We start from the raw sequence: 21,525 nt of genomic DNA on the forward strand, positions 1-21,525 counted from the left end.
ACTGAGGTGCTCAGCGCGGCGACGGTCGAATCAACCCCCGGGTGTGGGGGTGTCGGCCGAACACCGGGATGTGGCATCGGCTCGACGTGGCGCTCCACCCGTCGTGGCGCTGGGGCACCACCAGTATGCCCACGAAGTGTGAACCAGGCCACAACACAGCGCCGGGCGTGCCGTCAGGGCGCCAGCGCGACGATCCGTTCTGCCCGGCGCAGCACGGGCATGTCGACCATCTGGCCTTCGAACTGGAACACACCGCGTTCGGTGCGCGCGGTCTCGAGGACGCGCCGCGCCCAGTCGATCTGCTCCTCGGTCGGCGCATAGGCAGACCGGATCACCGACACCTGGGTGGGATGGATCGCGACCTTGGCGTCGAAACCGACGGCGACGGCGTCGTCGCTCTCGGCGCGCAGACCGTCGAGGTCCTTGATGTCCAGGTAGACCGAGTCCAGCGCCAGTCGGCCGTACGCCTTGGCGGCCAGCAGGCTCTGGGACCGCACGTGTTGCGCGACGTCGCGGTAGCTGCCGTCGGGCCACCGATTGGCGGTGCCCCCGGTCGCCGCGAACAGATCCTCCGCGCCCCACATCACGGCGAACGCGTTGTCGCAACTGGCCGCAGAGGTCACCGTCAGCGCGCCGAGCGGTGTCTCGACCAGCACCACCACCTGGCGCGGCGCCAACGAGGCCACCTGCTCAGCGGACTCGGTCTTGGCGAGCATCACCTTCGTGTACTTCGTGGCATCGAGCGCCTCGAGGTCGAGTCGATGGTCGTCGGTGGTGACGGGGTTGACGCGCACCACGGTGCGATCCGGGTCGAGGGGCGTGTCGATCAGCGCCTTGCGGGCCGCTTCGCGATCCTTGGCCGCGACCCCGTCCTCCAGATCCAGGATCACGACATCGGCTGCGGCAGCGGCCTTCTCGAACCGTTCCGGACGGTCCGCCGGACAGAACAGCCAGCCGGGGCCCGATGCGAACGTCATGGGGTCTCCTCCTGCGGACGCTTGCGCACCATCGTCTTGCGGGACGCCGTGGCCACGATGTCGCCGTGCTGGTTGCGGCCGGTGTGCGCGAACGTGACGATCCCCTCACCGGGGCGGCTCTTGGACTCCCGCTTGTCGGTGATCTCGGTTTCGGCGTAGAGGGTGTCACCGTGGAACAGCGGCTTGGGGAAAGCGATCTCGGAGAATCCGAGGTTGCCGACGATCGTGCCCTGGGTCAGCTGCGTGACCGACAGTCCCACCAACGTCGACAACGTGAACATCGAGTTCACCAGCCGCGCGTTGAACGGTGGCAGCGCATCGGAGAACGCGGCATCCAGATGCAGGGCCTGGGTGTTCATCGTCAGCGTGGTGAACAGCACGTTGTCGGCCTCGGTGATCGTGCGCCCGGGCCGATGCTGGTACACCACACCGATCTCGAACTCCTCGAACCACAGTCCGCGCTGGACGATGATCTTCTTCGCGGTTTCGCCGCTCACAGGCCCAGCTCCCTTCCGATCAGCATCAACTGCACCTCCGTTGTCCCCTCGCCGATTTCGAGGATCTTGCTGTCGCGGTAGTGCCGGGCGACGGGGTATTCGTTCATGAAACCGTAGCCGCCGAAGATCTGGGTGGCGTCGCGGGCGTTGTCCATGGCCGCCTCGCTGGCCACCAGCTTGGCCACCGCCGCGGCCTTCTTGAACGGCTTGCCGGACAACATCAGTGCTGCGGCGTCGTAGTACGCGGTGCGCGCGGCGTGGGCCCGCGCCTCCATCCGCGCGATCTTGAACGCGATGGCCTGGTTGGTGCCGATCGGGCGGCCGAACGCCTCCCGCTCCTTGGCGTACTTCACGCTCTCGTCCACACAGCCCTGCGCGGCGCCCACCGACAGGGCGGCGATCGCGATGCGGCCCTCGTCGAGGATGCGCAGGAAGTTCGCGTAGCCGCGGCCACGCTCCCCGAGCAGGTTCTCCTCGGGCACGCGCACGTCGTCGAAGGTCAGCGGATGCGTGTCGCTGGCGTTCCAGCCGACCTTGTTGTAGGCCGGTTCGGCGGTGAAGCCGGGCGTGGGCACGGGCACCAGGATCGCCGAGATCTCCTTCTTGCCGTCCCGTTCGCCGGTCACGGCGGTGACGGTGACGAGCTTGGTGATGTCGGTGCCGGAGTTGGTGATGAACTGTTTGGACCCGTTGATCACCCAGTGGCCGTCGTCCAGCTTCGCACTGGTGCGGGTCGCCCCGGCGTCGCTGCCGCCGCCGGCCTCGGTCAGCCCGAACGCGCCCAGCGCCTTGCCCGAGGCCAGCAGCGGCAGCCACTCCTGCTTCTGCTGCTCGGTGCCGAACCGGTACACCGGCATCGCGCCCAGCGAGACCCCGGCTTCGAGGGTGATCGCCACGCTCTGGTCGACCTTGCCGAGTTCTTCCAGCGCCAGGCACAGGGCGAAGTAGTCGCCGCCCATGCCGCCGTACTCCTCGGGGAAGGGCAGTCCGAACAACCCCATGTCGGCCATGCCGGCGACCACCTCGTAGGGGAACGAGTGCTCTTCGTCGTGTTTGGCCGACACCGGGGCCACGACGGTCTGGGCGAACTCGCGGACCGTCTTGGCCAGCTGGTCGTAATGGTCGGGAAGTGTCCCGGTGGCCAAGAAATTGCTCATGATGCGGGCTCCTCGCTTGCCGTGATCCGGGCCAGGACCTGACCCACCTTCACCTGCGCGCCGGCCTCGGCGAGCAGTTCCACCACGCCGTCGACGGGCGCGGAAAGTGCATGTTCCATTTTCATCGCCTCGACGGTGACGACGACGGTTCCCGCCGTCACCGCGGCGCCGTCCTCGACGCCGACCGCGACCACGGTGCCGGGCATCGGCGACGTCAGTTCGGCGTCGCCGCTGTGGGCGTCGTCGGGGCGCACCGGGGCTTCCCGGACCTCTTCGACCATGGTCACCCGGTCCGCGCCGGCCAGCCACAACTGCTCACCGTGCCCGGCGACCAGGTAGTCGGTGCGCAGCCCGTCGAGTGTCACGGCGAGCCGGTCACCGTCCAAAGTAGCTCTGAGCGAACGTGGTTCGCCGTTCTCGATCCTGGCCGTGGCGGCCTCGGGGGTTCCGGTCAACGACACGTGCTCGGTGCGGTCGCCGGCGCGTAGCCGCACGGTGATCGGAGCCGACCCGGCGATGCGCCATCCCGACGGCACCTCCCACGGGCTGCTCTGCGTGGCGGGCCAGCTGCGCAACCAGCGGTGGGCGGCCGCGGCGATCAGGTCGTCGTCGTGGACACGCGCCGGGGCGAAGTCGGGCATGCGCCGGTCGAGCAGACCGGTGTCGAGCCGGCCGGCGACCACGTCGGCGTCGGCCAGCAGGAACCGCAGGAACTCGACATTGGTGGTGACGCCGAGCACCGCGGTGCCCGCCAGCGCCGCGTCGAGTGCCCGCAAGGCGGCGCGGCGGTCCTCGCCGTGGGCGATGACCTTCGACAACATCGGGTCGTAGTCGCTGCCCACGACGGTGCCGACGCGCAGGCCGGAGTCGACGCGCACACCGGGGCCGGCAGGCTCACGCAACCCGACGACCTGGCCGCCGGTGGGCAGGAACTGTCGGCCCGGGTCCTCGGCGTAGACACGCGCCTCGATGGCGTGCCCGGTGAGCGCGATGTCGTCCTGGCCGATCGCCAGCTTCTCCCCCGCCGCGATGCGCACCTGCTGCTCGACGAGGTCATAGCCGGTGACCATCTCGGTGACCGGGTGCTCGACCTGCAGCCGGGTGTTCATCTCCATGAAGAAGAACTCGTCCGGCCGATCCGCGGAGACGATGAACTCGACGGTGCCGGCGCCGGTGTAGTCGACGCTGCGGGCAGTGTCGCAGGCGGCCGCACCGATGCGGGCCCGGGTCGCCTCGTCGAGCAGCGGGGACGGCGCCTCCTCGATCACCTTCTGGTGTCGGCGCTGCAGGCTGCATTCGCGTTCACCCAGATGTACGACGTTGCCGTGCCGGTCGGCGAGCACCTGCACTTCGATGTGGCGCGGGTTGAGCACGAACCGTTCGATGAACAGGGTGTCGTCGCCGAACGCCGACGCGGCTTCGCGCCGCGCCGAGGTGAGCGCGGCGGGCAGCTCACCGGCGTCGTGCACCACCCGCATGCCTTTGCCGCCGCCCCCGGCCGACGGCTTGACCAGCACCGGGAACCCGACCTCGGCCGCACCGGCGATCAGGTCGTCATCGGTCAACCCCGGGCGCGAGATCCCCGGCACCACAGGCACGCCGAACTCCGACACCGCGGCCTTGGCCGAGATCTTGTCGCCCATGGTGCGGATGGCCGAGGCCGGCGGACCGATGAACCGCACACCTGCCCGCTCCAGCGCCTCAGCGAATTGCGCGTTCTCCGAGAGGAATCCGTATCCGGGGTGGACGGCCTGGGCGCCGGTGCGTTCGATCGCCGACATCAGGGCGTCGATGGACAGGTAGCTCTGTCGCGCCGGTGCCGGTCCGAGCCGCACCGCGACGTCGGCTTCGGCGACGTGGCGGGCGTCGGCGTCGGCGTCGCTGAACACCGCGACCGAACGGATGCCGAGCCGGCGCAGCGTGCGGATCACGCGCACCGCGATCTCCCCACGGTTGGCCACCAGCACGGTGTCGAAGAAGTTGTCTGTCATCGCCGGATCACATCCTGAAGACGCCGTAGGACACCGGCTCCACCGGCGCCTGCGCAGCGACCGAGAGAGCCAGTCCGACAACGGTTCTGGTGTCGGCGGGGTCGATGACCCCGTCGTCCCAGAGCCGCGCGGTCGAGTAGTACGGGTTGCCCTGCTCCTCGTACTGGGCACGGATCGGCGCCTTGAAGGCCTCTTCCTCCTCGGCGCTCATGTCCCCGCGCACGGTGGCCAGCACCGATGCCGCCTGCTCGCCACCCATCACCGAGATCCGCGCGTTGGGCCACATCCAGAGGAACCGCGGGGAGTACGCGCGGCCGCACATCGAGTAGTTGCCCGCGCCGTAGGAGCCGCCGATGACCACGGTCAGCTTGGGCACCCGGGCACACGCCACCGCGGTGACCATCTTGGCGCCGTGTTTGGCGATGCCGCCGGCCTCGTAGTCCCGCCCCACCATGAAGCCGCTGATGTTCTGCAGGAACAGCAGCGGCACGAGGCGCTTGTCGCACAGCTCGATGAAATGTGCGCCCTTGACCGCGGATTCGCCGAACAACACCCCGTTGTTGGCGACGATGCCCACCGGATGACCGTGGATGCGTGCGAAGCCCGTGACCAACGTCGTGCCGTAGTTGGCCTTGAACTCCGAGAATTCGCCGCCGTCGACGATCCGGGTGATCACCTCGTGCACGTCGTAGGGGACGCGCGAATCGACGGGCACGACGTCGTAGAGCTCGTCCTGGTCGGCGACCGGATCGACGGTGGGAACGACCTCCCACGGAGGTTCGGCGCGCGGCGCGAGGGTGGCCACGATGTTGCGCACGATCCGCAGCGCGTCGCGGTCGTCGTGCGCCAGATGGTCGGTGACGCCGGAGACCTTGGAGTGCAGGTCGCCGCCACCCAGGTCCTCGGCGCTGACCACTTCGCCGGTGGCCGCCTTCACCAGCGGCGGACCGCCGAGGAAGATCGTGCCCTGGTTCCGCACGATGACCGCTTCGTCACTCATCGCCGGCACGTAGGCTCCGCCGGCCGTGCACGAGCCCAGCACCGCCGCGATCTGCGCGATGCCGGCGGCGCTCATCGTCGCCTGGTTGTAGAAGATCCGGCCGAAGTGCTCGCGGTCGGGGAACACCTCGTCCTGGCGGGGCAGGAACGCGCCGCCCGAGTCGACGAGATACACGCACGGCAGCCGGTTCTGCGCGGCGATCTCCTGGGCGCGCAGGTGCTTTTTCACCGTGATCGGGTAGTAGGTGCCGCCTTTGACCGTGGCGTCGTTCGCGACGATCATCACCTCGCGGCCCGACACCCGGCCGATCCCGGCGATCATGCCGGCACCGGGACATTCGTCGCCGTACATGCCGTCGGCGGCCAGTGCCGCGATCTCCAGGAACGGGCTGCCCGGGTCGAGCAGGCCGTCGACGCGCTCGCGCGGCAACAACTTGCCACGTGAGACGTGTCGTTCCCGCGCCCGCTCCGGGCCGCCGAGAGCGGCGGCAGCCAGTTTGGAACGCAACTGGTCGACGAGTGCGACGTGATCGTCACGGTGTGCGGCCCGCGCTGCCATCCGGTCACCCATTCCGATTGAGTTAACGACGACTAACCGGATGGTATGTTAATCATCATTAACTACGGATGTCCACCATCGGCACGGAGGCGCTCAACATGGCCACTGCGGACACCGCCTCTGCGCGCAGCAGAGCCAAGTCGGATCGCCGAGGGCAGCTGATCGCCGCCGCTGAGCGGCTGATCGCCGAAAACGGTTATCTCGCGGTGCGATTGGAGGACATCGGGGCCGCTGCGGGCGTCAGCGGTCCAGCCATCTACCGGCACTTCCCGAACAAGGAGGCGCTTCTGGCGGAGTTGCTCGTCGGCATCAGCACGCGATTGCTGGCCGGTGCGCGCGAGGTGATGGCACACGCGACCGATGCCGAGACGGCGTTGAGCGTGCTGATCGACTTCCATCTGGATTTCGCGCTGGGCGAGTCCGACCTGATCCGGATCCAGGACCGCGACCTGGGCAATCTGCCGCCGAGTGCCAAGCGCCAGGTACGGCGGGCGCAGCGCCAGTACGTGGAGATCTGGGTCGACGTGCTGCGCCGGCGCGACGGGCAACTGTCGGAAAACGACGCCCGGCTGATGGCCCACGCCGCGTTCGGTCTGCTGAACTCCACGGCGCACAGCGTCAAGCCGGGCATGACGAAAACAGCCGAGGTCAGCTCCCGGACCGTCCTCAGAGCGATGACGGTCGCGGCGCTGACCTCGGCCGAATTATCCCGCCGTAGCGGCTAATACCAGACTTTCCTGCCGCCGACCGGACGGCCGACCGAGCCGAGGATCCAGAACACCGCACCGATGACCAGGAGCACGACTCCGATGTAGGTGAGGATCGAGATGCCGGTCAGAAGACCGATAATCAACAGGATCGCGCCCAGGACGATCATGGTCACTCCATTCGTCGACTTGATCCAATCAGCGGATTACTGACTGGGTTGCGGGACTTCACAATCGGTGACTTTCGGATTGACACCCGCGTAGTTCAGCGGTCCCGCGACCACGGTCAACGCGATGCTGCCGGCGGTGGCGCAGTTGGCCTGCCCCTCCACCTGGCTGAAGTAATCACGTTGGTAGGCCGCGAAAACACCGATCAACAACCAGACGAGAACGATGATGCCGAGAATGCCTCGCATGCCGTGCCTCCATCCGTCTGCGCGTCGTTTGTGACGTGCAGCAAGGTTTTACCCGGGGGCTAATTTCCTCAAACCAAGATCATCGAACAAGATCAGGTGAGTCGGCGAACGCGTCGGTCAAGAAGTCCAGGATGGCTTTGCGTAGCACCGCGCGGTTCTCGCGCTTGTCGATCTCGTGACCGTCGTCGTCGAACAACAGCAATGACGGGTCACGGCCCAGTTCGACCAGCGCGTCGTACATCTGCTGCGACTCGGTGGGTGGCACGTTGGTGTCGTTGAGGCCGTGCACCAGCAGCAGCGGTGCGGTGATGGCTTCCGCGCGCGGCAGCGGCGACAGTTCCTCGAGCAGGTCCCGGTCGCTGACGGGGTGCCCGTAGATCGGGTACGCGGCCGCGGCGATCCACTGCTCGGTGGTGCGGTACCAGGTGTTCAGGTCGCTCATCCCGCAGATGCTGATACCTGCGGCGAACTCGTCGGGATGGAAAGCCAGCGCCGCCTGGGTGAGATACCCGCCGTAGGACCATCCACAGCACGCGACGCGCCCGGCCGGGGCGTGACCGTTGTCGACGAGGAACTGCGCGGCATCGGCGACGTCGTCGATGGCCGCGAACCGCTTCTCCCGGTCGTCGGCATGCATGAACGTGCGGCCGAAGCCGCCCGAGCCGCGCACGTTGGGCAGGAACACCACGATGCCCGCGTCGACGAGACCGGGGAAGAACTCGTTGTACCCGGGTCGTCCCTGCCCTTCGGGCCCGCCGTGCAGGAACAGCATGGCGCCGATTCTCGGGACCTCCGGCGGCGGACAGAACAGCCAGCCGGTGATCTCCATACCGTCGCGGGCGACCACCGTCTCGAGGGTGGGGTCGGCCGAGACGGGACCACTGCTCGGTTCGCGGTCGATGGGTTCCCATTCACCGGTCCTGGGGTCGACCAGTTCCACCGTCGGCGGTTTGGCGGGGCCTTCGACGGTGAGCGCGAGCATGGAGCCGCCCGCGCTGATGCTCAACTCGCTGGCGACCATGCCGCCGGGCAGTGGGATCGGCTCGTGCAGCGTGTTGTCGAGCAGGTCGAGTATCTGTAACTCGCTGGCGCCGTGCAGGTTCCACAGGATCGCCACGGTCGACAGGTCGTCGGAGACGGTGAACTCGTCGAGCTCGTAGCCCGGACGTTCGGCCACCACGTGGTAGGCGACGCCGTCGGCGGTCACGGTGACCTCGAGCAGACGCGCGTACTCGGCGCCGTTCTCGCTGCGCACCAGCGCGCGCACATACCCCTCGGTGCTGTCGGCGTCGTAATCCCGGGCCGGGTGGTACAGCTCGGTGACCTCGCCCTCCGGGCCCGAGCGCAACCGGCGCGGGCTGTGATCGTCGAGGATGATCCCGGCGTCGGTGGTCGACCCCGGGTCGAAGGGCAGCAGCGCCGTCTCGGTCTGAGCGCGCAGCATGATCAGCTCGCGGTATCCCCGCGGACCCACCCGCACCAGCGCTGCTCCGCCCCACGCGTCGACCAGCCGACCGCCGGACCGCCGATCCAGGACCGTGGTGGTGCCGTCGGTCGGATCGATCAGACACGAGCTGCCCACACCGTCGTCACCGGTGAGGATCGCGGCGACCAGCGTGCCGTCCCAGTTGATCAGCTCGGCGGTGCCTTCGGCACCCGACGGCCAGGAGTCGATCCGGCGCGCATCCCGGTCGTCGGGATCGGTTGTCACGACCCAGATCTGGCTGCGGGTGCCACCGTCGGGCGCCACCTGGCAGGCCAGCCAGTGACCGTCGGCCGAGTGCATCACCCGGGTCACCGGACCCTCGACCGGCAGCTCCACGTCGCGCGACGAGGTGGCGCGCCACCCGCGCAGGAAGCGCTGCACGGCGCGCGGGAAGCCGCCGTCGTCGACGAGGTGGGCGAACGCGGTGGCGTCTGGCGACATCGACGCCCCGTAAACCCGGCGAACCTGGTGTGCCACGGTCTCCGATTGTGCCCGGTCGGGTCGGCGCGTGCCGAGGGGCCCGCCATGCACAGCCGCCCGTCCCGGCTGCACGGGTACCCTGCACGCATGAGGTGGGCATGACGGATTCATCGTCGCGCGGGGATCAATGGGGACCTCAGGGACGCCAGGATCCCCCCGTGCCGCCGTACGGGACCTACCCGGGCTACCCGGACCCGGCCTACGCCAGCCAGACGCCGTACGGCGCGCCCTACCAGCCGCCGCCGACCGAGCAGATGCCCTACCAGCCCTACGGTTACGACCCCTACGCCACCAACCAGTACCGGCCCGGTCCGGGGTTCGAGCCGCCCGAACCGGACGGCCCGAAATCACCCCGCTGGCTGTGGGTGGTCGCCGGTGTCGCGGTGGTCACCGTCGTCGGTCTGGTCATCGCCCTGGTGATCGTCAACAGCTCCCGGCAGGAGACGGTGATGGCACCCGTACCGGGCCCGCCGGAGCCGAGCTTCACCACACCCAGCCGACCGGCCCCCACCACGACGACGTCGCCGCGGCGACCGACCACGCCCGCCCTGCCGGTCCCGACCGTCCCCACCACGCCCAGAACGACGCCGAGCGCGCCGCCGGGACCCACCGACACCGTCGTCTACACGGTCAGCGGCACCGGACGCGCGATCAACATCAGCTACGTGGACTCCAACGGTCTGCTCGGCACCGAGTTCAATGTGATGCTGCCGTGGAGCAAGGAAGTCGCGCTGCCGCAGCCGGGTGCCGAATCGGCCAGCGTCAGCATCATCAACGTCGGCCGCGAGGTCACGTGCTCGATCACCGTCGACGGGACCGTGGTGCAGGAACGCACCGGCGCCGGACTGACGATCTGCAGCGGCATCTCCTAGCCGTGGCGCACATGCGGGGCGCGCACCCCGAGTAGGGCCAGCAGTCCGAGCACCAACACCAGCACCAGCCCGGCCAGACCGGCGCGTTCGCTGTCGAAGATGTCGATGAACAGCGAGAACAGCCACGGGGCCAGGAACGTCGCAGCGCGACCGGCGGTGGTGTACAACCCGAACGCCATCCCCTCCTTGCCCTCGGCCGCCATGCGCAGCATGAGGGTTCGCGCGGAGGACAGCGTCGGCCCGATGAACAGACACAACAGCAGCCCGCACACCCAGAACGCCAGGACCCCCGACAACGTCCCCAACGTCGCCCCGGTGATGATCATCGCCGACAACGACACGACGATGACGCGCTTGGACCCGACGCGGTCGTCGACCCGGCCGCCCACGAACGCCCCGAGCGCGGCCACGACGCTGGCCGCGACGCCGAACAGCAGGACATCGGCTTCGGACACGCCGTAGACACCGACGCCGAGCACCGCGCCGAATGTGAAGACACCGGTCAGGCCGTCCCGGAAGATCGCACTGGCGCCCAGGTAGTAGATGACATTGCGGTCCCGGCGCCACTCACTGCGGACGTCGGCCCACAGCCTGCGGTAGGCGCTGAGCACACCGCGCGGGGGCTCGGGCTCCGACACCGCCGGCGTCGGCGGGGGCTTCGAGATCAGCAGCGGCAACGCGAACAACGCGAACCAGGCCGCGATCAGCAGCATGGCCGCGCGGATGTTCTGGCCGTCGGCGGCGGGCAGGCCCAGCAGTCCCCGCGTGTCCCCCTCCCCGGAGACGAAGCCGAGATAGACCACCAGCAGAGCCAGCACACTGCCGAAATAGCCCAGCCCCAAACCGAATCCGGAGATTCGGCCGGAGTTGTGCGGGACGGACAGCTGACGCAGCATCGCGTTGTAGGGCACGGTGGCCAGTTCGCTGCACGCCGCGGTACAGGCGAGCAGGACCAGACCCGGCCACAGGTAGCGGTGATCGTCACGGATCAGGCTCATCAACGCGGTGAACGTCACCACCAGGCCGGTCAGGACCGCCAGCGCCCGCCGGCGACGGGCCGGCGCGTTGACCCAGACACCGGTCACCGGCGCCAGCAGCGCGACCGCCAGCCCGGCGAGGCCGAGCGCGCGGCCCAGCCAGCTGGCCGGGCTGGTGTCCCCCGGCAGGTCGTCACCGACACCGCGGGTCAGATACACCGAGAACACGAACGTCACGACGATCGCGTTGACGGCCGTGGCGCCGAAATCCCACAGCGCCCACGCCAGGATGCGGGACCGCATCCCGCCGCCGGCGAGTGGCCGGACCGGACGCGGTTGGCTCATGGCTGCCCACGATATAGTCCGGCCCATGCCAGTTCCCGCTCCCCGTGCGGAGGCCCGTGCGGTGGTCACCGGTGCATCGCAGAACATCGGCGAAGCGCTGGCCATCGAGCTCGCGGCCCGTGGTCACCACCTGATAATCACCGCGCGCCGACAGGAAGTGCTCGACGACCTCGCCGAGCGCCTGCGTGCCCAGTACGGCGTGACCGTCGAGGTCCGCGCGGTCGACCTCGCCGATCCCGCGGACCGTCAGTCCCTGTGCGACGAGTTGGCCACCCGCGACATCTCCATCCTGTGCGCCAACGCCGGCACCGCGACCTTCGGCCCGGTGGCCGCGCTGGATCCCGCCGAGGAGCGCAAACAGGTGCAGCTCAACGTGCTCGGCGTCCACGACCTGGTGCTGGCGGTGCTGCCCGGCATGGTCGAGCGGCGCGCCGGCGGCATCCTGATCTCCGGCTCGGCGGCCGGGAACTCCCCGATCCCCAACAACGCGACCTACGCCGCCACCAAGGCGTTCGTCAACACGTTCAGTGAATCGCTGCGCGGCGAACTGAAGTCGGCCGGTGTGCACGTCACGGTGCTGGCGCCCGGTCCGGTGCGCACGGAGTTGCCCGATCCCGAGGAACGGTCGCTGGTCGAGCGGATCATCCCGGATTTCCTGTGGATCGACACCCACTACACCGCGAAGGTGTCGCTGGACGGTCTGGACCGCAACAAGATGCGGGTCGTGCCGGGCCTGACGTCGAAGGCCATGTCGGCCGCCAGCGGCTACGCACCGCGCTCGATCGTGGCACCCATCGTCGGTGCGGTGTACAAGAAACTCGCCGGCGACTGACCCGGTCAGCGCCGCCCGCGGCGGCGGCCCGTGCCGAAGATGCTGCGCGTTATCTCCCGCCCGATCACCGTGCCCGCTGAGCGCATGGCGCTCTTGAAGGCCGGGCTGTCCATCACCTTGTCGAAGAAGCCCGGTCCGTCGGGCGCGGGCGGCGGCATTGGCGGGATGTCGTAGGGCGGCACGTAGATCGGCGGCGGCAATTCCCCGGCCGGTGCCGGCAGCTCGGCAGGCGGGGGCGCCAGCTTGGCGGCCAGCCGCTCGTAGGCCGACTCCCGATCGATGGTCTGGCCGTACCGCGCCTGCAGCGGACTCGCCTGTGCCGCAGCGGCAATCGCGTCGGTGCCGATGGTGTCCATCAGGGAACGCGGGGCGCGCATGCGCGTCCACGCGACGGGCGTGGGGATGCCCTTCTCGTTGAGCACCGTCACGACGGCCTCACCGATGCCCAACGACGTCAACGTCGACTCCAGGTCGTAGACATCGGTTTTCGGGTAGGTCCGCACCGTTTTCGTCAAAGCCTTGTGATCGTCGGGGGTGAAGGCGCGCAGTGCGTGCTGGATTCGGGCGCCGAGTTGACTGAGCACCTCTTTCGGGATGTCGGTCGGCAGCTGGGTGCAGAACAGCACGCCGACACCCTTGGACCGGATCAGCTTCACGGTCTGCTCGACCTGCTCGAGGAACGCCTTTGAGGCGTCAGAGAAGAGCAGGTGCGCCTCGTCGAAGACGAAGACGAGCTTGGGTTTGTCGAGGTCGCCGACCTCGGGCAGCGAGGTGAACAAGTCGGCGAGCACCCACATCAGGAACGTCGAGAACATCACCGGGCGGGTGGCCTGGCTGCCGAGTTCGAGCAGGGTGATTACGCCCCGGCCGTCGGCGTCGACGCGCAACAGATCCTCGGGTTCGAGTTCGGGTTCCCCGAAGAAGGTGTCGGCCCCCTCGGCTTCGAGGTTGACCAACGCCCGCAGGATCACCCCGGCCGTCGAGGTCGAGACCGCGCCCAGCGCCTTGAGCTGCGGCTTGCCCTCGTCGCTGGTCAGGTACTGGATGACCGACCGCAGATCCTTCAGGTCCAACAGCGGCAGGCCCTGCTGATCGGCCCAGTGGAAGATGAGTCCGAGGGTGGACTCTTGAGTCTTGTTCAGGCCCAGCACTTTCGACAACAGGATCGGCCCGAAGCTGCTGATGGCGGCGCGGACCGGAACGCCCAGCCCTCCAGTGCCCAGCGCCAGGAACTCGACGGGGTGGGCCGTCGGCGTCCACTCGTCGGCGGTGTCGGCGGCCCGCGCGGTGATGCTGTCGTTGCCCTGTCCCGGGCGCGACAACCCGGACAGGTCCCCCTTGACGTCGGCCATCAGGACCGGCACGCCGGCCGCGGACAGTTGTTCGGCGATCAACTGCAGCGACTTCGTCTTGCCGGTGCCGGTGGCACCGGCGACCAGCCCGTGCCGGTTGAGCGTCGACAGCGGGATGCGCACCCGCGCCGCGGGGTCGCAGACCCCGTCGATCACGACGCTGCCGAGTTCCAGCGCCGCTTTCTCGGTGGCATAACCCGCAGCGATCGCAGCGGCGGCATCGGTCGACATGGGTTTCTCCTATGTCAAGCCGCTGCCAGTTGGCAAGGCTCTTGACGGTTGTTGTGGTCTGTGTGGAGGTGGCCGAAGACGACTCGTGCCAGGCGGCGTTTGAGGCAGCGCAGGGCTTCGGTGGTGGAGTCTCCTTGGGCCAAGCGGTGGCGGTAGTAGGCCTGACCCAGGCCGTCGAGACGGATCTGGGTGACTGCGATGCGGTGCAGGGCGGTGTTGAGTTGACGGTTGCCCGAGCGGGTCATCCGGACCCGTCCGCGGGTGTTGCCCGACCACACCGGCACCGGCGCCACCCCGGCGTGACGGGCGAAGGCCGCCTCGCTTTTGAACCGGGTGACCCCGGCGGCCTCACCGACCAGTTTGGCCGCGGTCAGCTCCCCACAGCCCGGCATGGCCAGCAAGACCGGCGCGACCTTACGCACGCGTTCACCTATACGTTTGGCCAACGCATTGATCGTCTCGGTGAGACGGGTGATGTCGGCCAACTCGTCGCGGGCTAACTCGGCCACGATTCCGGTTTGGGTGTCCAGCCAATCACCCAGCAGCCCCCGATGCTTGGCCAGATCCAACGAGCGAGCTTTGGGTGCACGCTCGGGATCGAGCTCATGGACCCGCCACAACAACCGATTGATGGTCGCCGTCCGTTGCGCCACAAGGACTTCGCGGCGATCCACCAACAGCTTCAGTTCCCGCGACACCTCGTCATGAGAGGCCACCGGAAGGTCCGGTTCACGTAGGAATCCCCGCGCCACCGCCAATGCGTCGATCGGATCGGACTTGCCGCGGGTCCGTGCCGAGGCCCGGGTCTGGGCCATCAACTTCGGCGGCACCCGCACCACCTTCTGCCCCAACGCCAGCAGGTCACGTTCCAGACGCGCAGACAAATGCCGGCAATCCTCGATCGCCCAGACGACATCGCCCCCGAACTGTTCGCGGGCCCACATAACTGCCTCGGCATGCCCGACGGTGATCGCTTGAACGGTCTTCTCGGCGAGCTCGCGACCCGCATCGTTGACCGCGACAAAGGTATGCGTGCGCTTGTGTACATCGGCTCCAACAACAACCATGGTGGTTGCCTCCTTCACTGTGAGGTGACGGTTGGGCCGGTCGGCGGACATACCTCAGTGGGGGCGATGCCACGCTCCTATCAAGTCACGCCGGCCGGTCCTTCACACCTGATGCCGACAAAACGCATGCTCGCCAACCCGGAGGCGGCAGGCACCCTACGAGCCAGACACCAGGTGTAAAGGATCCAACCACCGCAAGAAGCGGTGACCTCACCCTGACACTGAGGGCACCCTACTCATCACTTCACCCGAAAACGGCAGGTGTTCGGCGTGCGGTGTCGACGGCTGGCTTAATGTTGAGCGCTGTGCGCGATGAACTGGTGTGGATCGATTGCGAGATGACCGGCCTGGACCTCAAGTCCGACCGGCTCATCGAGATCGCGGTGCTCGTGACCGATTCCGAGCTGAACATCCTCGGTGACGGCCTCGACGTGGTCATCCACGCCCCCGAGGACTCGCTGTCGTCGATGATCGACGTGGTCGCCCAGATGCACGCCAAGTCCGGTCTGGTCGACGAGGTCCGCGCCTCCACAGTCGATGTGCCCACCGCCGAGGCGATGGTGCTCGACTACATCCAGCAGCACGTCAAACAGGCCAAGACGGCCCCGCTGGCGGGCAACTCGATCGCCACCGACCGCGGCTTCATCGCTCGCGACATGCCCAAGCTCGACGACTACCTGCACTACCGGATGATCGACGTCAGCTCCATCAAAGAGCTCTGCCGCCGGTGGTATCCCCGGATCTATTTCGGTCAGCCCGACAAGGGGCTCGCGCACCGGGCACTGGCCGACATCCACGAGTCGATCCGTGAATTGCGTTACTACCGGCAGACCGCGTTCGTCGCCCAGCCGGGGCCCTCGACCAGCGAGATCGCCGCGGTCGCGGCGCAGCTGGGGCCGACACCGCCGGCGCAAACCGATCCTGATTCGGAATCGCAGGACAACAGCGGCTAGTATGGCGAGGCCGCTTCACGCGGCGATGGTGGCTGTAGTTCAGTTGGTAGAGCACCAGGTTGTGATCCTGGCTGTCGCGGGTTCGAGTCCCGTCAGCCACCCCGAATAGGGGAAACGCCGTCTACTCAGGTAGACGGCGTTTCCGCTTTCAGGGTCCTGTTACAGGTTGGCGTTGCCGGCCTTCCACGTCTCCCACGGGATGTTCCAGTCCCCCAGGCCGTCGGTGCCCGGCAGGGTGGTGCCCACCGTGTTGACGATCTCGACGATGTCGCCGCGCTTGGAGTTGTCGTAGAACCACTTGCCGTTGCTGGTGCTGACGTTGATGCAGCCGTGGCTGACGTTGCTGTTGCCCTGGCTGCCCACCGACCACGGCGCCGCGTGGACGTAGATGCCGCTGTAGGAGATCTGGGTGGCCCAGTCGACCTCGGTGCGGTAGCCGTTGGCCGAGTTCACCGGTACGCCGTAGGTCGAGGAATCCATCACCATGTGGGAGCGGCGGTCACCGACGATGTACACCCCGTTGTTGGTGGGCGTGCTGTTCTTGCCCATCGACACCGGCATGGTCTTGACCACCTCGCCGTTGCGGCGCATGGTCAGCGTCTTGGTGTTGTCGTCGATGGTGGTGATGACCTGGTCGCCGATGGTGAAACTGGTCGACACGTTGTCCTGGCCGAACAGGCCGTCACCGAGGTCCACACCGTAGGTGTCGACCTGCACGTCGACCTTGGTGCCGGGCTTCCAGTAGTCCGCCGGACGCCAACGGACCTCGCGGTTGTTCAGCCAGTAGAAGGCGCCCTCCACCGGGGGCTCGGTCTTGACCGTGATGGCACGCTGCGCGGCGAGCCGGTTGGGGATGTTCTCGTCGAACCGGATCGCCACCGGTTGGCCCACACCGACGACCTCGCCCTGCATCGGTGAGACGTACGGCATCGTGAGGTTCTCGGGCGAGTGCGTCTCGAACGTCATCTCGCGGGTGGTCACCCCGCCCAGACCGAGCGACTCCGCGGTCAGCGTGTAGCTCTTGTTGTAACCGAGCGGCTCGGCGGTCTCCCACTTCAACCCGTCACCCGACAGCTTGCCCTTCACGGCCTTGCCGCTCTCGTTGACCATCGACACCGCGCCGAGGACACCGAATTCGGCACTCACCGTCACCGGAGAGTCGACGCTCACGCCGACGGCCCCGTCCTCGACCGAGGACGTCAGGCGCGGGACGAGCAGATCGCCATAGGGAGTGCCTTTGTCGCTGATGGTCTGCGGTTCGGCGTTCTGACCGCCCGCACCGCAGGCGGTCAGGCCCAGGAGCATCGCCGGGATCACGGCCATGGTCGCAAACCACGCGCGTCGTCGCCGGCTCGCTGTCTTGACCTGCCACATAGAACTGTCACCTCGCATACGCACACACACCCAACGGAATCGTTGGCGTCGATTCTACGGTTGATTTCGGACATGGCGTGCGACCGCGACGTCGCCGATGTAACCCGTGGACGAGGCGATTTCCGCTCGCGCCACGAGGCTGTTATTGTCTCACACGCGCGCCGTTAGCTCAGTTGGTAGAGCAGCTGACTCTTAATCAGCGGGTCCGGGGTTCGAAACCCTGACGGCGCACCATACGACGAAAGAAACCCCGTTCATCCGAACGGGGTTTCTTCGTTTCGTCTGCCGGTCTACAGCCGCATGGTGCCCGGACCGGGTTGCTGACCCAGCAGCGGATTGGCCGCCGCGGGACCGGGCTGGCCGTGGGTCTCGCGCTGATGCTGCTGCAGCGCCTGCATGAGTGGGTTCTCCCGCATCAGGGCGCGCCGATCCTCCTCCGAGAGTTCGTAGAAGGTCCACATCGCCCACGCCGCCGGACGGACATACAGGGTGACCTTCTGCCGCTTCCTGGCGTTCTGGGGCAGCATGGCCGGAACCGGGACGACACGGTCCAACGAGACAGCGCTGACGAGCTCCTGGGCCAGCTGATCGACATCGGTGGAGTCCTGCAGTTCGTAGACCGACGTCTGGTGGCTGGACTGCTGCGATCCTTGCAGGGCCAAAAACCACGCCATGGCGCCTCTCCTTTGCTCGTCGGGAAATCAGCCGTCAGCGTAAAGGACGCCGGCGAGTCGCCGGGACGCCACCGTCATCGATCTCGAAATTGACCTGTGCGTCGATCGGAAGTGTTAGGGTCGGCAAAGCTCACGGTCTGTGCTGGAACACACACTCCGGTACCGCCGCCGGGCTGGGGGAATACGCAGCGAACAGTAACGGCCGTCGAGCAATTCTGAGGTTGGACCGCCGGTGTGCTGGGTATTAGGAGTCGGCAGTGTTAAGGTCTGAGTTAGCTGAAGAGTCTCGTGACGGTATGGATCGGGACACGGCTCAAGGATTGAGGAAATTAGCTGATGGCAGGGCGCGGCGATCTGATCTCATCGACGATCGTGGTCGGGGACGCGGTGGACGGCACCGACGGTCAGCAGCCGACCGCAGTGCGTAGCTGCAGCCGTTTGGGGCGGGTGGCCAATCCACCCGGGTTCTCGTTGCCCTCCTGGCTTCGGGCGGGGCGCCGGCGCTGAGTCAGAGGCGACGCGCGCGCACCTTCAGAACCAGCACCAGCACTCCGACGCCGGCGATGGTGAGCACCACCGGCGGCTGCTTGATGAATCGCACCAGCCCCGCCTTCACGTCGGCGGCCACGCGTTGCGGGTTTGCCCGGGCGGCCAGACTGTCGACGGTCACCGCCAGCTGGTCACGAGCCTGGTCGATCTCGGCCTTGATGGTGTCGGGATCTCGATCCGCCACGTCTGCCTCCACGTCGGTGTTCACCAGTGCTGCCGAACTACCCTAGATCAGCCGGGCCGCACCGTGGCGGCCGGCCGACTGATCGGAGGACACGCACAATGCCGCAGACCCCTCGGCTCCAAGCCGGCGACAAGGCGCCCGAGTTCAGCCTTCCCGACGCCGACGGCAACACCGTCAACCTGTCGGACTACCGGGGGCGCAAAGTCGTCGTGTACTTCTACCCGGCCGCGTCGACTCCCGGATGCACCAAACAGGCCTGCGACTTCCGTGACAACCTCGCCGAACTCAACGAGGCCGGCCTCGACGTCATCGGCATCTCCCCCGACAAGCCCGAGAAGCTGGCCAAGTTCCGCGACAAGGAACAGTTGACCTTCCCGCTGCTGTCCGACCCCGAGCGCAAGGTGCTCACGGCATGGGGCGCCTTCGGCGAGAAGACGATGTACGGCAAGACGGTCCAGGGTGTCATCCGCTCCACCTTCCTCGTCGACGAGGAGGGCCGGATCGCGGTGGCGCAGTACAACGTTCGGGCCACCGGTCACGTCGCGAAGCTACGACGCGATCTGTCGGTCTAGCGCTTCACAGTTGGGCTCTGACCGGGTCAGGGTCTGATCAGCTGCACTCCGAACATCATGAAACCGCACCCGGTCGAGCCGGCCAGGGTGGTCGCATCGATGGTTGTCTTACAGACGACGCCGTCCTCGGTCTTGGAGAAGGTCCAGGTGTTGCCCAGCAACCGCAGTTCCTTGACCGCCCCGCCGTTGTCCATGATCCTGCAGTCGGGCCCGCAGGACGTGAATGTCCACATCTGATTCATCGACGACACCGGGCCGCTGATGATCGCGGTGTACGTGCCGTCGATCGGCTCTGCCGATGCCGGCGCAGCCAGTCCCGCTGCCGCGCCGAAGAGCGCGCAACCAGCTGCGATCCCGGACACGACGGTCCTGATGCGCTGTCGGTGGTGCCGCGGCGGCGCAGCGAGCTGTGGTGACGCTCGGTTCATGATCACTCCCCCACTCGCCGGGACGAATGGCGCTCAAATTAGCACCGCGACAGCACCGACGAATCGGGGAAAACCCTCGACTTCGGGCGTCAGTGCGCGAGTTTGGCCAGCAGCAACGCCTCGGCGGTGGCAGCCCGCTCCAACACGCCCAGATCGAGGCTCTCGTTGATGCTGTGGGCCTGGGTGTCGGGATCCTCGACGCCGGTGACCAGAATCTTGGCGTCGGGGAAGGCACGCGCGAACTCGGCGATGAACGGGATCGAGCCGCCGACGCCGGTGTCGACGGCGTCGTGCCCCCAGGCCTCCCGGAACGCCTCGCGCGCAGCGTCGTAGACGGGACCGGTGGCGTCGATCGCATACGGCTGCCCCAGATCACCCGGCGTGACGGTGACCTGCGCGCCCCACGGGGTGTTCTCCTGCAGGTGCCGGGTCAGCGCGGCCAGGTGTTCGGCGGCGTCCCCTCCCGGGGCGACGCGCATGCTGATCTTGGCCCGTGCCCGCGGGATCAGCGTGTTCGACGACTGCGCGATCGAGGTGGTGTCGATGCCGATCACGGTGATCGCCGGTTTCGCCCAAAGACGTTGCGCCACCGAGCCCGTGCCGATCTCGCGCACCCCGTCGAGCAGACCGGTGTCGGCGCGCACGCGTTCCGGCGGGTAGACGACGTCAGCGGCTGTGGACTCGTGCAGTCCCGCGACCGCGACGTCGCCGTTGTCGTCGTGCAGACCGGCGAGCAGCCGCACCAGAACGGTGAGCGCGTCGGGCACCACCCCGCCCCACATCCCGGAGTGCAGGCCGTGGTCGAGGGTGGCCACCTCGACGATGCAGTCGGCGAGGCCACGTAGCGACACGGTCAACGACGGGATCTCGGTGCTCCAGTTGTCGGAGTCGGCGATGACGATGACGTCGGCGGCCAGCAGGTCGCGGTGCGCGGTGAGCAGCCGTGACAGCGACGGTGAGCCGGACTCCTCCTCGCCCTCCACGAACACCGTCACCCCGACCGGCGGCTTCCCGCCGTGGGCGCGGAACGCGGCCAGATGTGTTGCGATGCCGGCCTTGTCGTCGGCGGTGCCGCGGCCGTAGAGGCGACCGTCGCGCTCGGTCGGTTCGAACGGAGGCGAGTGCCATTGGGCGGCATCGCCTTCGGGCTGGACGTCGTGGTGGGCATAGAGCAGCACCGTGGGTGCGCCCGGAGGTGCCGGGTACCGGGCGATGACCGCCGGAGCGCCGCCCTCGGCGACCGTGCGGACGTCGTCGAACCCGGCCTCGGACAACAGTTTCGAGACCGCTTCGGCGCTGCGCACGACCTCCGGTCGCCGCGCCGGGTCGGCCCACACGGACTCGATCCGCACCAGATCCTCGAGGTCGGCCCGCACATCGGGCAGGACTTCGCGGACGCGGGCGATCAGATCGGTCATACCGACGAGGTTAGCCCCGCGGGACCTCAGCGTTCCTCGAGGACCGCGACCGCCGCGGCGGTATCGGCCTCATGGGTCAGCGACAGGTGGATGGTCACCTCTTTGAGGTGCTCGGCCACCGCCCCGGACAACCGCACCCGCGGCCGTCCCCACATGTCGGTGATCACCTCGATGTCGCGGTGGATCGCCTCCGGCAGCACCGGCCGCTTCGAGAACCGCGATCCCGACCAGGCCTTGATCACCGCCTCCTTGGCCGCCCAGCGCGCCGCGAGGTGGCGCGCCGCCGACGAACTCTTGTCGGCGGCGTCGCGCCGCTCCCCGGGCGTGAACGTCTCGGCGAACACGGTCCCGGGACGGTCCACCTGCTCGGCGAACTCCGGTATGGAAACGAGATCGATGCCTATCCCGACGATGGCCACGGGCCGCAA

The 21,525-nt window shown here is 67.8% G+C and carries 23 protein-coding genes and 2 tRNA genes; 8 read left to right on the forward strand and 17 right to left on the reverse strand.

Features of this window, described 5'->3' with window-relative positions; all coding sequences use genetic code 11:
• Window positions 1–173 precede the first annotated feature (173 nt).
• Genes ACAG25_RS02150 through ACAG25_RS02170 form a run of 5 tightly spaced genes read right to left on the reverse strand, consistent with a single transcriptional unit; the run spans window position 174 to window position 6,180 of the window.
• On the reverse strand, window positions 174–977 hold the full coding sequence (locus ACAG25_RS02150; protein WP_370486629.1) for a CoA ester lyase: 804 nt from the start codon (window positions 975–977) through the stop codon (window positions 174–176).
• The gene (locus ACAG25_RS02155) at window positions 974–1,474 is read right to left on the reverse strand and encodes a MaoC family dehydratase (protein WP_370486630.1); all 501 of its coding nucleotides are present in this window, start codon (window positions 1,472–1,474) and stop codon (window positions 974–976) included. Before ACAG25_RS02155 ends, ACAG25_RS02150 begins: the two co-directional genes overlap by 4 nt.
• The gene (locus tag ACAG25_RS02160) at window positions 1,471–2,631 is read right to left on the reverse strand and encodes an acyl-CoA dehydrogenase family protein (protein ID WP_370486631.1); all 1,161 of its coding nucleotides are present in this window, start codon (window positions 2,629–2,631) and stop codon (window positions 1,471–1,473) included. Before ACAG25_RS02160 ends, ACAG25_RS02155 begins: the two co-directional genes overlap by 4 nt.
• Window positions 2,628–4,622, reverse strand: a complete 1,995-nt coding sequence (locus ACAG25_RS02165; protein WP_370486632.1) for a biotin carboxylase N-terminal domain-containing protein — start codon at window positions 4,620–4,622, stop codon at window positions 2,628–2,630. The genes ACAG25_RS02160 and ACAG25_RS02165 overlap by 4 nt, the downstream gene beginning before the upstream one ends.
• Before the next feature lie 7 nt (window positions 4,623–4,629).
• The gene (locus ACAG25_RS02170; RefSeq protein WP_370486633.1) at window positions 4,630–6,180 is read right to left on the reverse strand and encodes a carboxyl transferase domain-containing protein; all 1,551 of its coding nucleotides are present in this window, start codon (window positions 6,178–6,180) and stop codon (window positions 4,630–4,632) included.
• Between the two features lie 98 nt (window positions 6,181–6,278).
• Between ACAG25_RS02170 and ACAG25_RS02175 the strand changes: the two genes are divergently transcribed.
• On the forward strand, window positions 6,279–6,905 hold the full coding sequence (locus tag ACAG25_RS02175) for a TetR/AcrR family transcriptional regulator (protein WP_370486847.1): 627 nt from the start codon (window positions 6,279–6,281) through the stop codon (window positions 6,903–6,905).
• On the opposite strand, the gene ACAG25_RS02180 is transcribed toward ACAG25_RS02175, so the two are convergent.
• The 3 genes from ACAG25_RS02180 to ACAG25_RS02190 form a co-directional block, all read right to left on the reverse strand.
• Window positions 6,902–7,057, reverse strand: a complete 156-nt coding sequence (locus tag ACAG25_RS02180; RefSeq protein WP_370486634.1) for a hypothetical protein — start codon at window positions 7,055–7,057, stop codon at window positions 6,902–6,904. The genes ACAG25_RS02175 and ACAG25_RS02180 overlap by 4 nt on opposite strands.
• A gap of 36 nt (window positions 7,058–7,093) precedes the next feature.
• A complete protein-coding gene (locus ACAG25_RS02185) occupies window positions 7,094–7,303 on the reverse strand; it encodes a hypothetical protein (RefSeq protein WP_370486635.1) in 210 nt (69 codons plus the stop codon).
• A gap of 79 nt (window positions 7,304–7,382) precedes the next feature.
• On the reverse strand, window positions 7,383–9,230 hold the full coding sequence (locus tag ACAG25_RS02190) for an alpha/beta hydrolase family protein (protein WP_370486848.1): 1,848 nt from the start codon (window positions 9,228–9,230) through the stop codon (window positions 7,383–7,385).
• Window positions 9,231–9,367: 137 nt separating this feature from the next.
• On the opposite strand from ACAG25_RS02190, the gene ACAG25_RS02195 reads away from it, so the two are divergent.
• Complete coding sequence (locus ACAG25_RS02195; RefSeq protein ID WP_370486636.1) at window positions 9,368–10,141, forward strand: MmpS family transport accessory protein; 774 nt, start codon at window positions 9,368–9,370, stop codon at window positions 10,139–10,141.
• Here the strand turns inward: ACAG25_RS02195 and ACAG25_RS02200 are convergent.
• Window positions 10,138–11,463, reverse strand: a complete 1,326-nt coding sequence (locus ACAG25_RS02200) for an MFS transporter (protein ID WP_370486637.1) — start codon at window positions 11,461–11,463, stop codon at window positions 10,138–10,140. The genes ACAG25_RS02195 and ACAG25_RS02200 overlap by 4 nt on opposite strands.
• Before the next feature lie 25 nt (window positions 11,464–11,488).
• On the opposite strand from ACAG25_RS02200, the gene cmrA reads away from it, so the two are divergent.
• Window positions 11,489–12,295, forward strand: coding sequence for a mycolate reductase CmrA (cmrA, locus tag ACAG25_RS02205; RefSeq protein WP_370486638.1), 807 nt, complete (start codon window positions 11,489–11,491; stop codon window positions 12,293–12,295).
• A gap of 5 nt (window positions 12,296–12,300) precedes the next feature.
• On the opposite strand, the gene ACAG25_RS02210 is transcribed toward cmrA, so the two are convergent.
• Together ACAG25_RS02210 and ACAG25_RS02215 are read right to left on the reverse strand one after the other, a co-directional pair.
• Window positions 12,301–13,878 (reverse strand): helicase HerA-like domain-containing protein, encoded by a 1,578-nt coding sequence (locus ACAG25_RS02210; protein ID WP_370486639.1) that lies wholly within the window; start codon window positions 13,876–13,878, stop codon window positions 12,301–12,303.
• A 14-nt stretch (window positions 13,879–13,892) separates the two neighbouring features.
• Window positions 13,893–14,963: an IS110 family transposase gene (locus ACAG25_RS02215; protein ID WP_370486640.1), complete on the reverse strand. Its 1,071-nt coding sequence runs from the start codon at window positions 14,961–14,963 to the stop codon at window positions 13,893–13,895.
• A gap of 287 nt (window positions 14,964–15,250) precedes the next feature.
• Here ACAG25_RS02215 and orn point away from each other — a divergent pair, with 287 nt between their 5' ends.
• Together orn and ACAG25_RS02225 are read left to right on the forward strand one after the other, a co-directional pair.
• Window positions 15,251–15,898, forward strand: coding sequence for an oligoribonuclease (orn, locus tag ACAG25_RS02220; RefSeq protein WP_370486641.1), 648 nt, complete (start codon window positions 15,251–15,253; stop codon window positions 15,896–15,898).
• A 28-nt stretch (window positions 15,899–15,926) separates the two neighbouring features.
• Window positions 15,927–15,999, forward strand: a tRNA-His gene (locus ACAG25_RS02225).
• 58 nt (window positions 16,000–16,057) lie between these two features.
• On the opposite strand, the gene ACAG25_RS02230 is transcribed toward ACAG25_RS02225, so the two are convergent.
• Window positions 16,058–17,272 (reverse strand): Ig-like domain-containing protein, encoded by a 1,215-nt coding sequence (locus ACAG25_RS02230; protein WP_370486642.1) that lies wholly within the window; start codon window positions 17,270–17,272, stop codon window positions 16,058–16,060.
• Between the two features lie 158 nt (window positions 17,273–17,430).
• Between ACAG25_RS02230 and ACAG25_RS02235 the strand changes: the two genes are divergently transcribed.
• A tRNA-Lys gene (locus ACAG25_RS02235) sits at window positions 17,431–17,506 on the forward strand.
• 56 nt (window positions 17,507–17,562) lie between these two features.
• Here ACAG25_RS02235 and ACAG25_RS02240 read toward each other — a convergent pair.
• Window positions 17,563–17,946, reverse strand: coding sequence for a hypothetical protein (locus ACAG25_RS02240; RefSeq protein ID WP_370486643.1), 384 nt, complete (start codon window positions 17,944–17,946; stop codon window positions 17,563–17,565).
• 336 nt (window positions 17,947–18,282) lie between these two features.
• Between ACAG25_RS02240 and ACAG25_RS02245 the strand changes: the two genes are divergently transcribed.
• Window positions 18,283–18,453: a hypothetical protein gene (locus tag ACAG25_RS02245; RefSeq protein ID WP_370486644.1), complete on the forward strand. Its 171-nt coding sequence runs from the start codon at window positions 18,283–18,285 to the stop codon at window positions 18,451–18,453.
• A 1-nt stretch (window position 18,454) separates the two neighbouring features.
• Here the strand turns inward: ACAG25_RS02245 and ACAG25_RS02250 are convergent, their stop codons facing one another.
• Window positions 18,455–18,679 (reverse strand): DUF3618 domain-containing protein, encoded by a 225-nt coding sequence (locus ACAG25_RS02250; RefSeq protein WP_370486849.1) that lies wholly within the window; start codon window positions 18,677–18,679, stop codon window positions 18,455–18,457.
• Between the two features lie 98 nt (window positions 18,680–18,777).
• Here ACAG25_RS02250 and bcp point away from each other — a divergent pair, with 98 nt between their 5' ends.
• Complete coding sequence (gene bcp / locus ACAG25_RS02255; RefSeq protein WP_370486645.1) at window positions 18,778–19,251, forward strand: thioredoxin-dependent thiol peroxidase; 474 nt, start codon at window positions 18,778–18,780, stop codon at window positions 19,249–19,251.
• Between the two features lie 26 nt (window positions 19,252–19,277).
• Here bcp and ACAG25_RS02260 read toward each other — a convergent pair whose 3' ends face one another.
• From ACAG25_RS02260 to ACAG25_RS02270, 3 genes are all read right to left on the reverse strand, one after another.
• On the reverse strand, window positions 19,278–19,679 hold the full coding sequence (locus tag ACAG25_RS02260; RefSeq protein WP_370486646.1) for a hypothetical protein: 402 nt from the start codon (window positions 19,677–19,679) through the stop codon (window positions 19,278–19,280).
• Window positions 19,680–19,768: 89 nt separating this feature from the next.
• On the reverse strand, window positions 19,769–21,097 hold the full coding sequence (locus ACAG25_RS02265; protein ID WP_370486647.1) for a dipeptidase: 1,329 nt from the start codon (window positions 21,095–21,097) through the stop codon (window positions 19,769–19,771).
• 26 nt (window positions 21,098–21,123) lie between these two features.
• Window positions 21,124–21,516 carry a holo-ACP synthase gene (locus ACAG25_RS02270; RefSeq protein ID WP_370486648.1) on the reverse strand — a complete coding sequence of 131 codons (393 nt, stop codon included), beginning with the start codon at window positions 21,514–21,516 and terminating at the stop codon, window positions 21,124–21,126.
• Window positions 21,517–21,525: the final 9 nt, after the last annotated feature.

This window comes from Mycobacterium sp. pV006 (assembly GCF_041287115.1).
Taxonomy (GTDB): domain Bacteria; phylum Actinomycetota; class Actinomycetes; order Mycobacteriales; family Mycobacteriaceae; genus Mycobacterium.

Bases quoted from the DNA above. Each gene is read 5' to 3' on its own strand.
- ACAG25_RS02150 (WP_370486629.1), bottom strand. From the start codon at position 977: ATGACGTTCGCATCGGGCCCCGGCTGGCTGTTCTGTCCGGCGGACCGT.
- ACAG25_RS02160 (WP_370486631.1), bottom strand. From the start codon at position 2,631: ATGAGCAATTTCTTGGCCACCGGGACACTTCCCGACCATTACGACCAG.
- ACAG25_RS02165 (WP_370486632.1), bottom strand. From the start codon at position 4,622: ATGACAGACAACTTCTTCGACACCGTGCTGGTGGCCAACCGTGGGGAG.
- ACAG25_RS02170 (WP_370486633.1), bottom strand. From the start codon at position 6,180: ATGGCAGCGCGGGCCGCACACCGTGACGATCACGTCGCACTCGTCGAC.
- ACAG25_RS02175 (WP_370486847.1), top strand. From the start codon at position 6,279: ATGGCCACTGCGGACACCGCCTCTGCGCGCAGCAGAGCCAAGTCGGAT.
- ACAG25_RS02180 (WP_370486634.1), bottom strand. From the start codon at position 7,057: ATGATCGTCCTGGGCGCGATCCTGTTGATTATCGGTCTTCTGACCGGC.
- ACAG25_RS02185 (WP_370486635.1), bottom strand. From the start codon at position 7,303: ATGCGAGGCATTCTCGGCATCATCGTTCTCGTCTGGTTGTTGATCGGT.
- ACAG25_RS02190 (WP_370486848.1), bottom strand. From the start codon at position 9,230: ATGTCGCCAGACGCCACCGCGTTCGCCCACCTCGTCGACGACGGCGGC.
- ACAG25_RS02195 (WP_370486636.1), top strand. From the start codon at position 9,368: ATGACGGATTCATCGTCGCGCGGGGATCAATGGGGACCTCAGGGACGC.
- ACAG25_RS02200 (WP_370486637.1), bottom strand. From the start codon at position 11,463: ATGAGCCAACCGCGTCCGGTCCGGCCACTCGCCGGCGGCGGGATGCGG.
- cmrA (WP_370486638.1), top strand. From the start codon at position 11,489: ATGCCAGTTCCCGCTCCCCGTGCGGAGGCCCGTGCGGTGGTCACCGGT.
- ACAG25_RS02210 (WP_370486639.1), bottom strand. From the start codon at position 13,878: ATGTCGACCGATGCCGCCGCTGCGATCGCTGCGGGTTATGCCACCGAG.
- ACAG25_RS02230 (WP_370486642.1), bottom strand. From the start codon at position 17,272: ATGTGGCAGGTCAAGACAGCGAGCCGGCGACGACGCGCGTGGTTTGCG.
- ACAG25_RS02240 (WP_370486643.1), bottom strand. From the start codon at position 17,946: ATGGCGTGGTTTTTGGCCCTGCAAGGATCGCAGCAGTCCAGCCACCAG.
- ACAG25_RS02245 (WP_370486644.1), top strand. From the start codon at position 18,283: ATGGCAGGGCGCGGCGATCTGATCTCATCGACGATCGTGGTCGGGGAC.
- bcp (WP_370486645.1), top strand. From the start codon at position 18,778: ATGCCGCAGACCCCTCGGCTCCAAGCCGGCGACAAGGCGCCCGAGTTC.
- ACAG25_RS02260 (WP_370486646.1), bottom strand. From the start codon at position 19,679: ATGAACCGAGCGTCACCACAGCTCGCTGCGCCGCCGCGGCACCACCGA.
- ACAG25_RS02265 (WP_370486647.1), bottom strand. From the start codon at position 21,097: ATGACCGATCTGATCGCCCGCGTCCGCGAAGTCCTGCCCGATGTGCGG.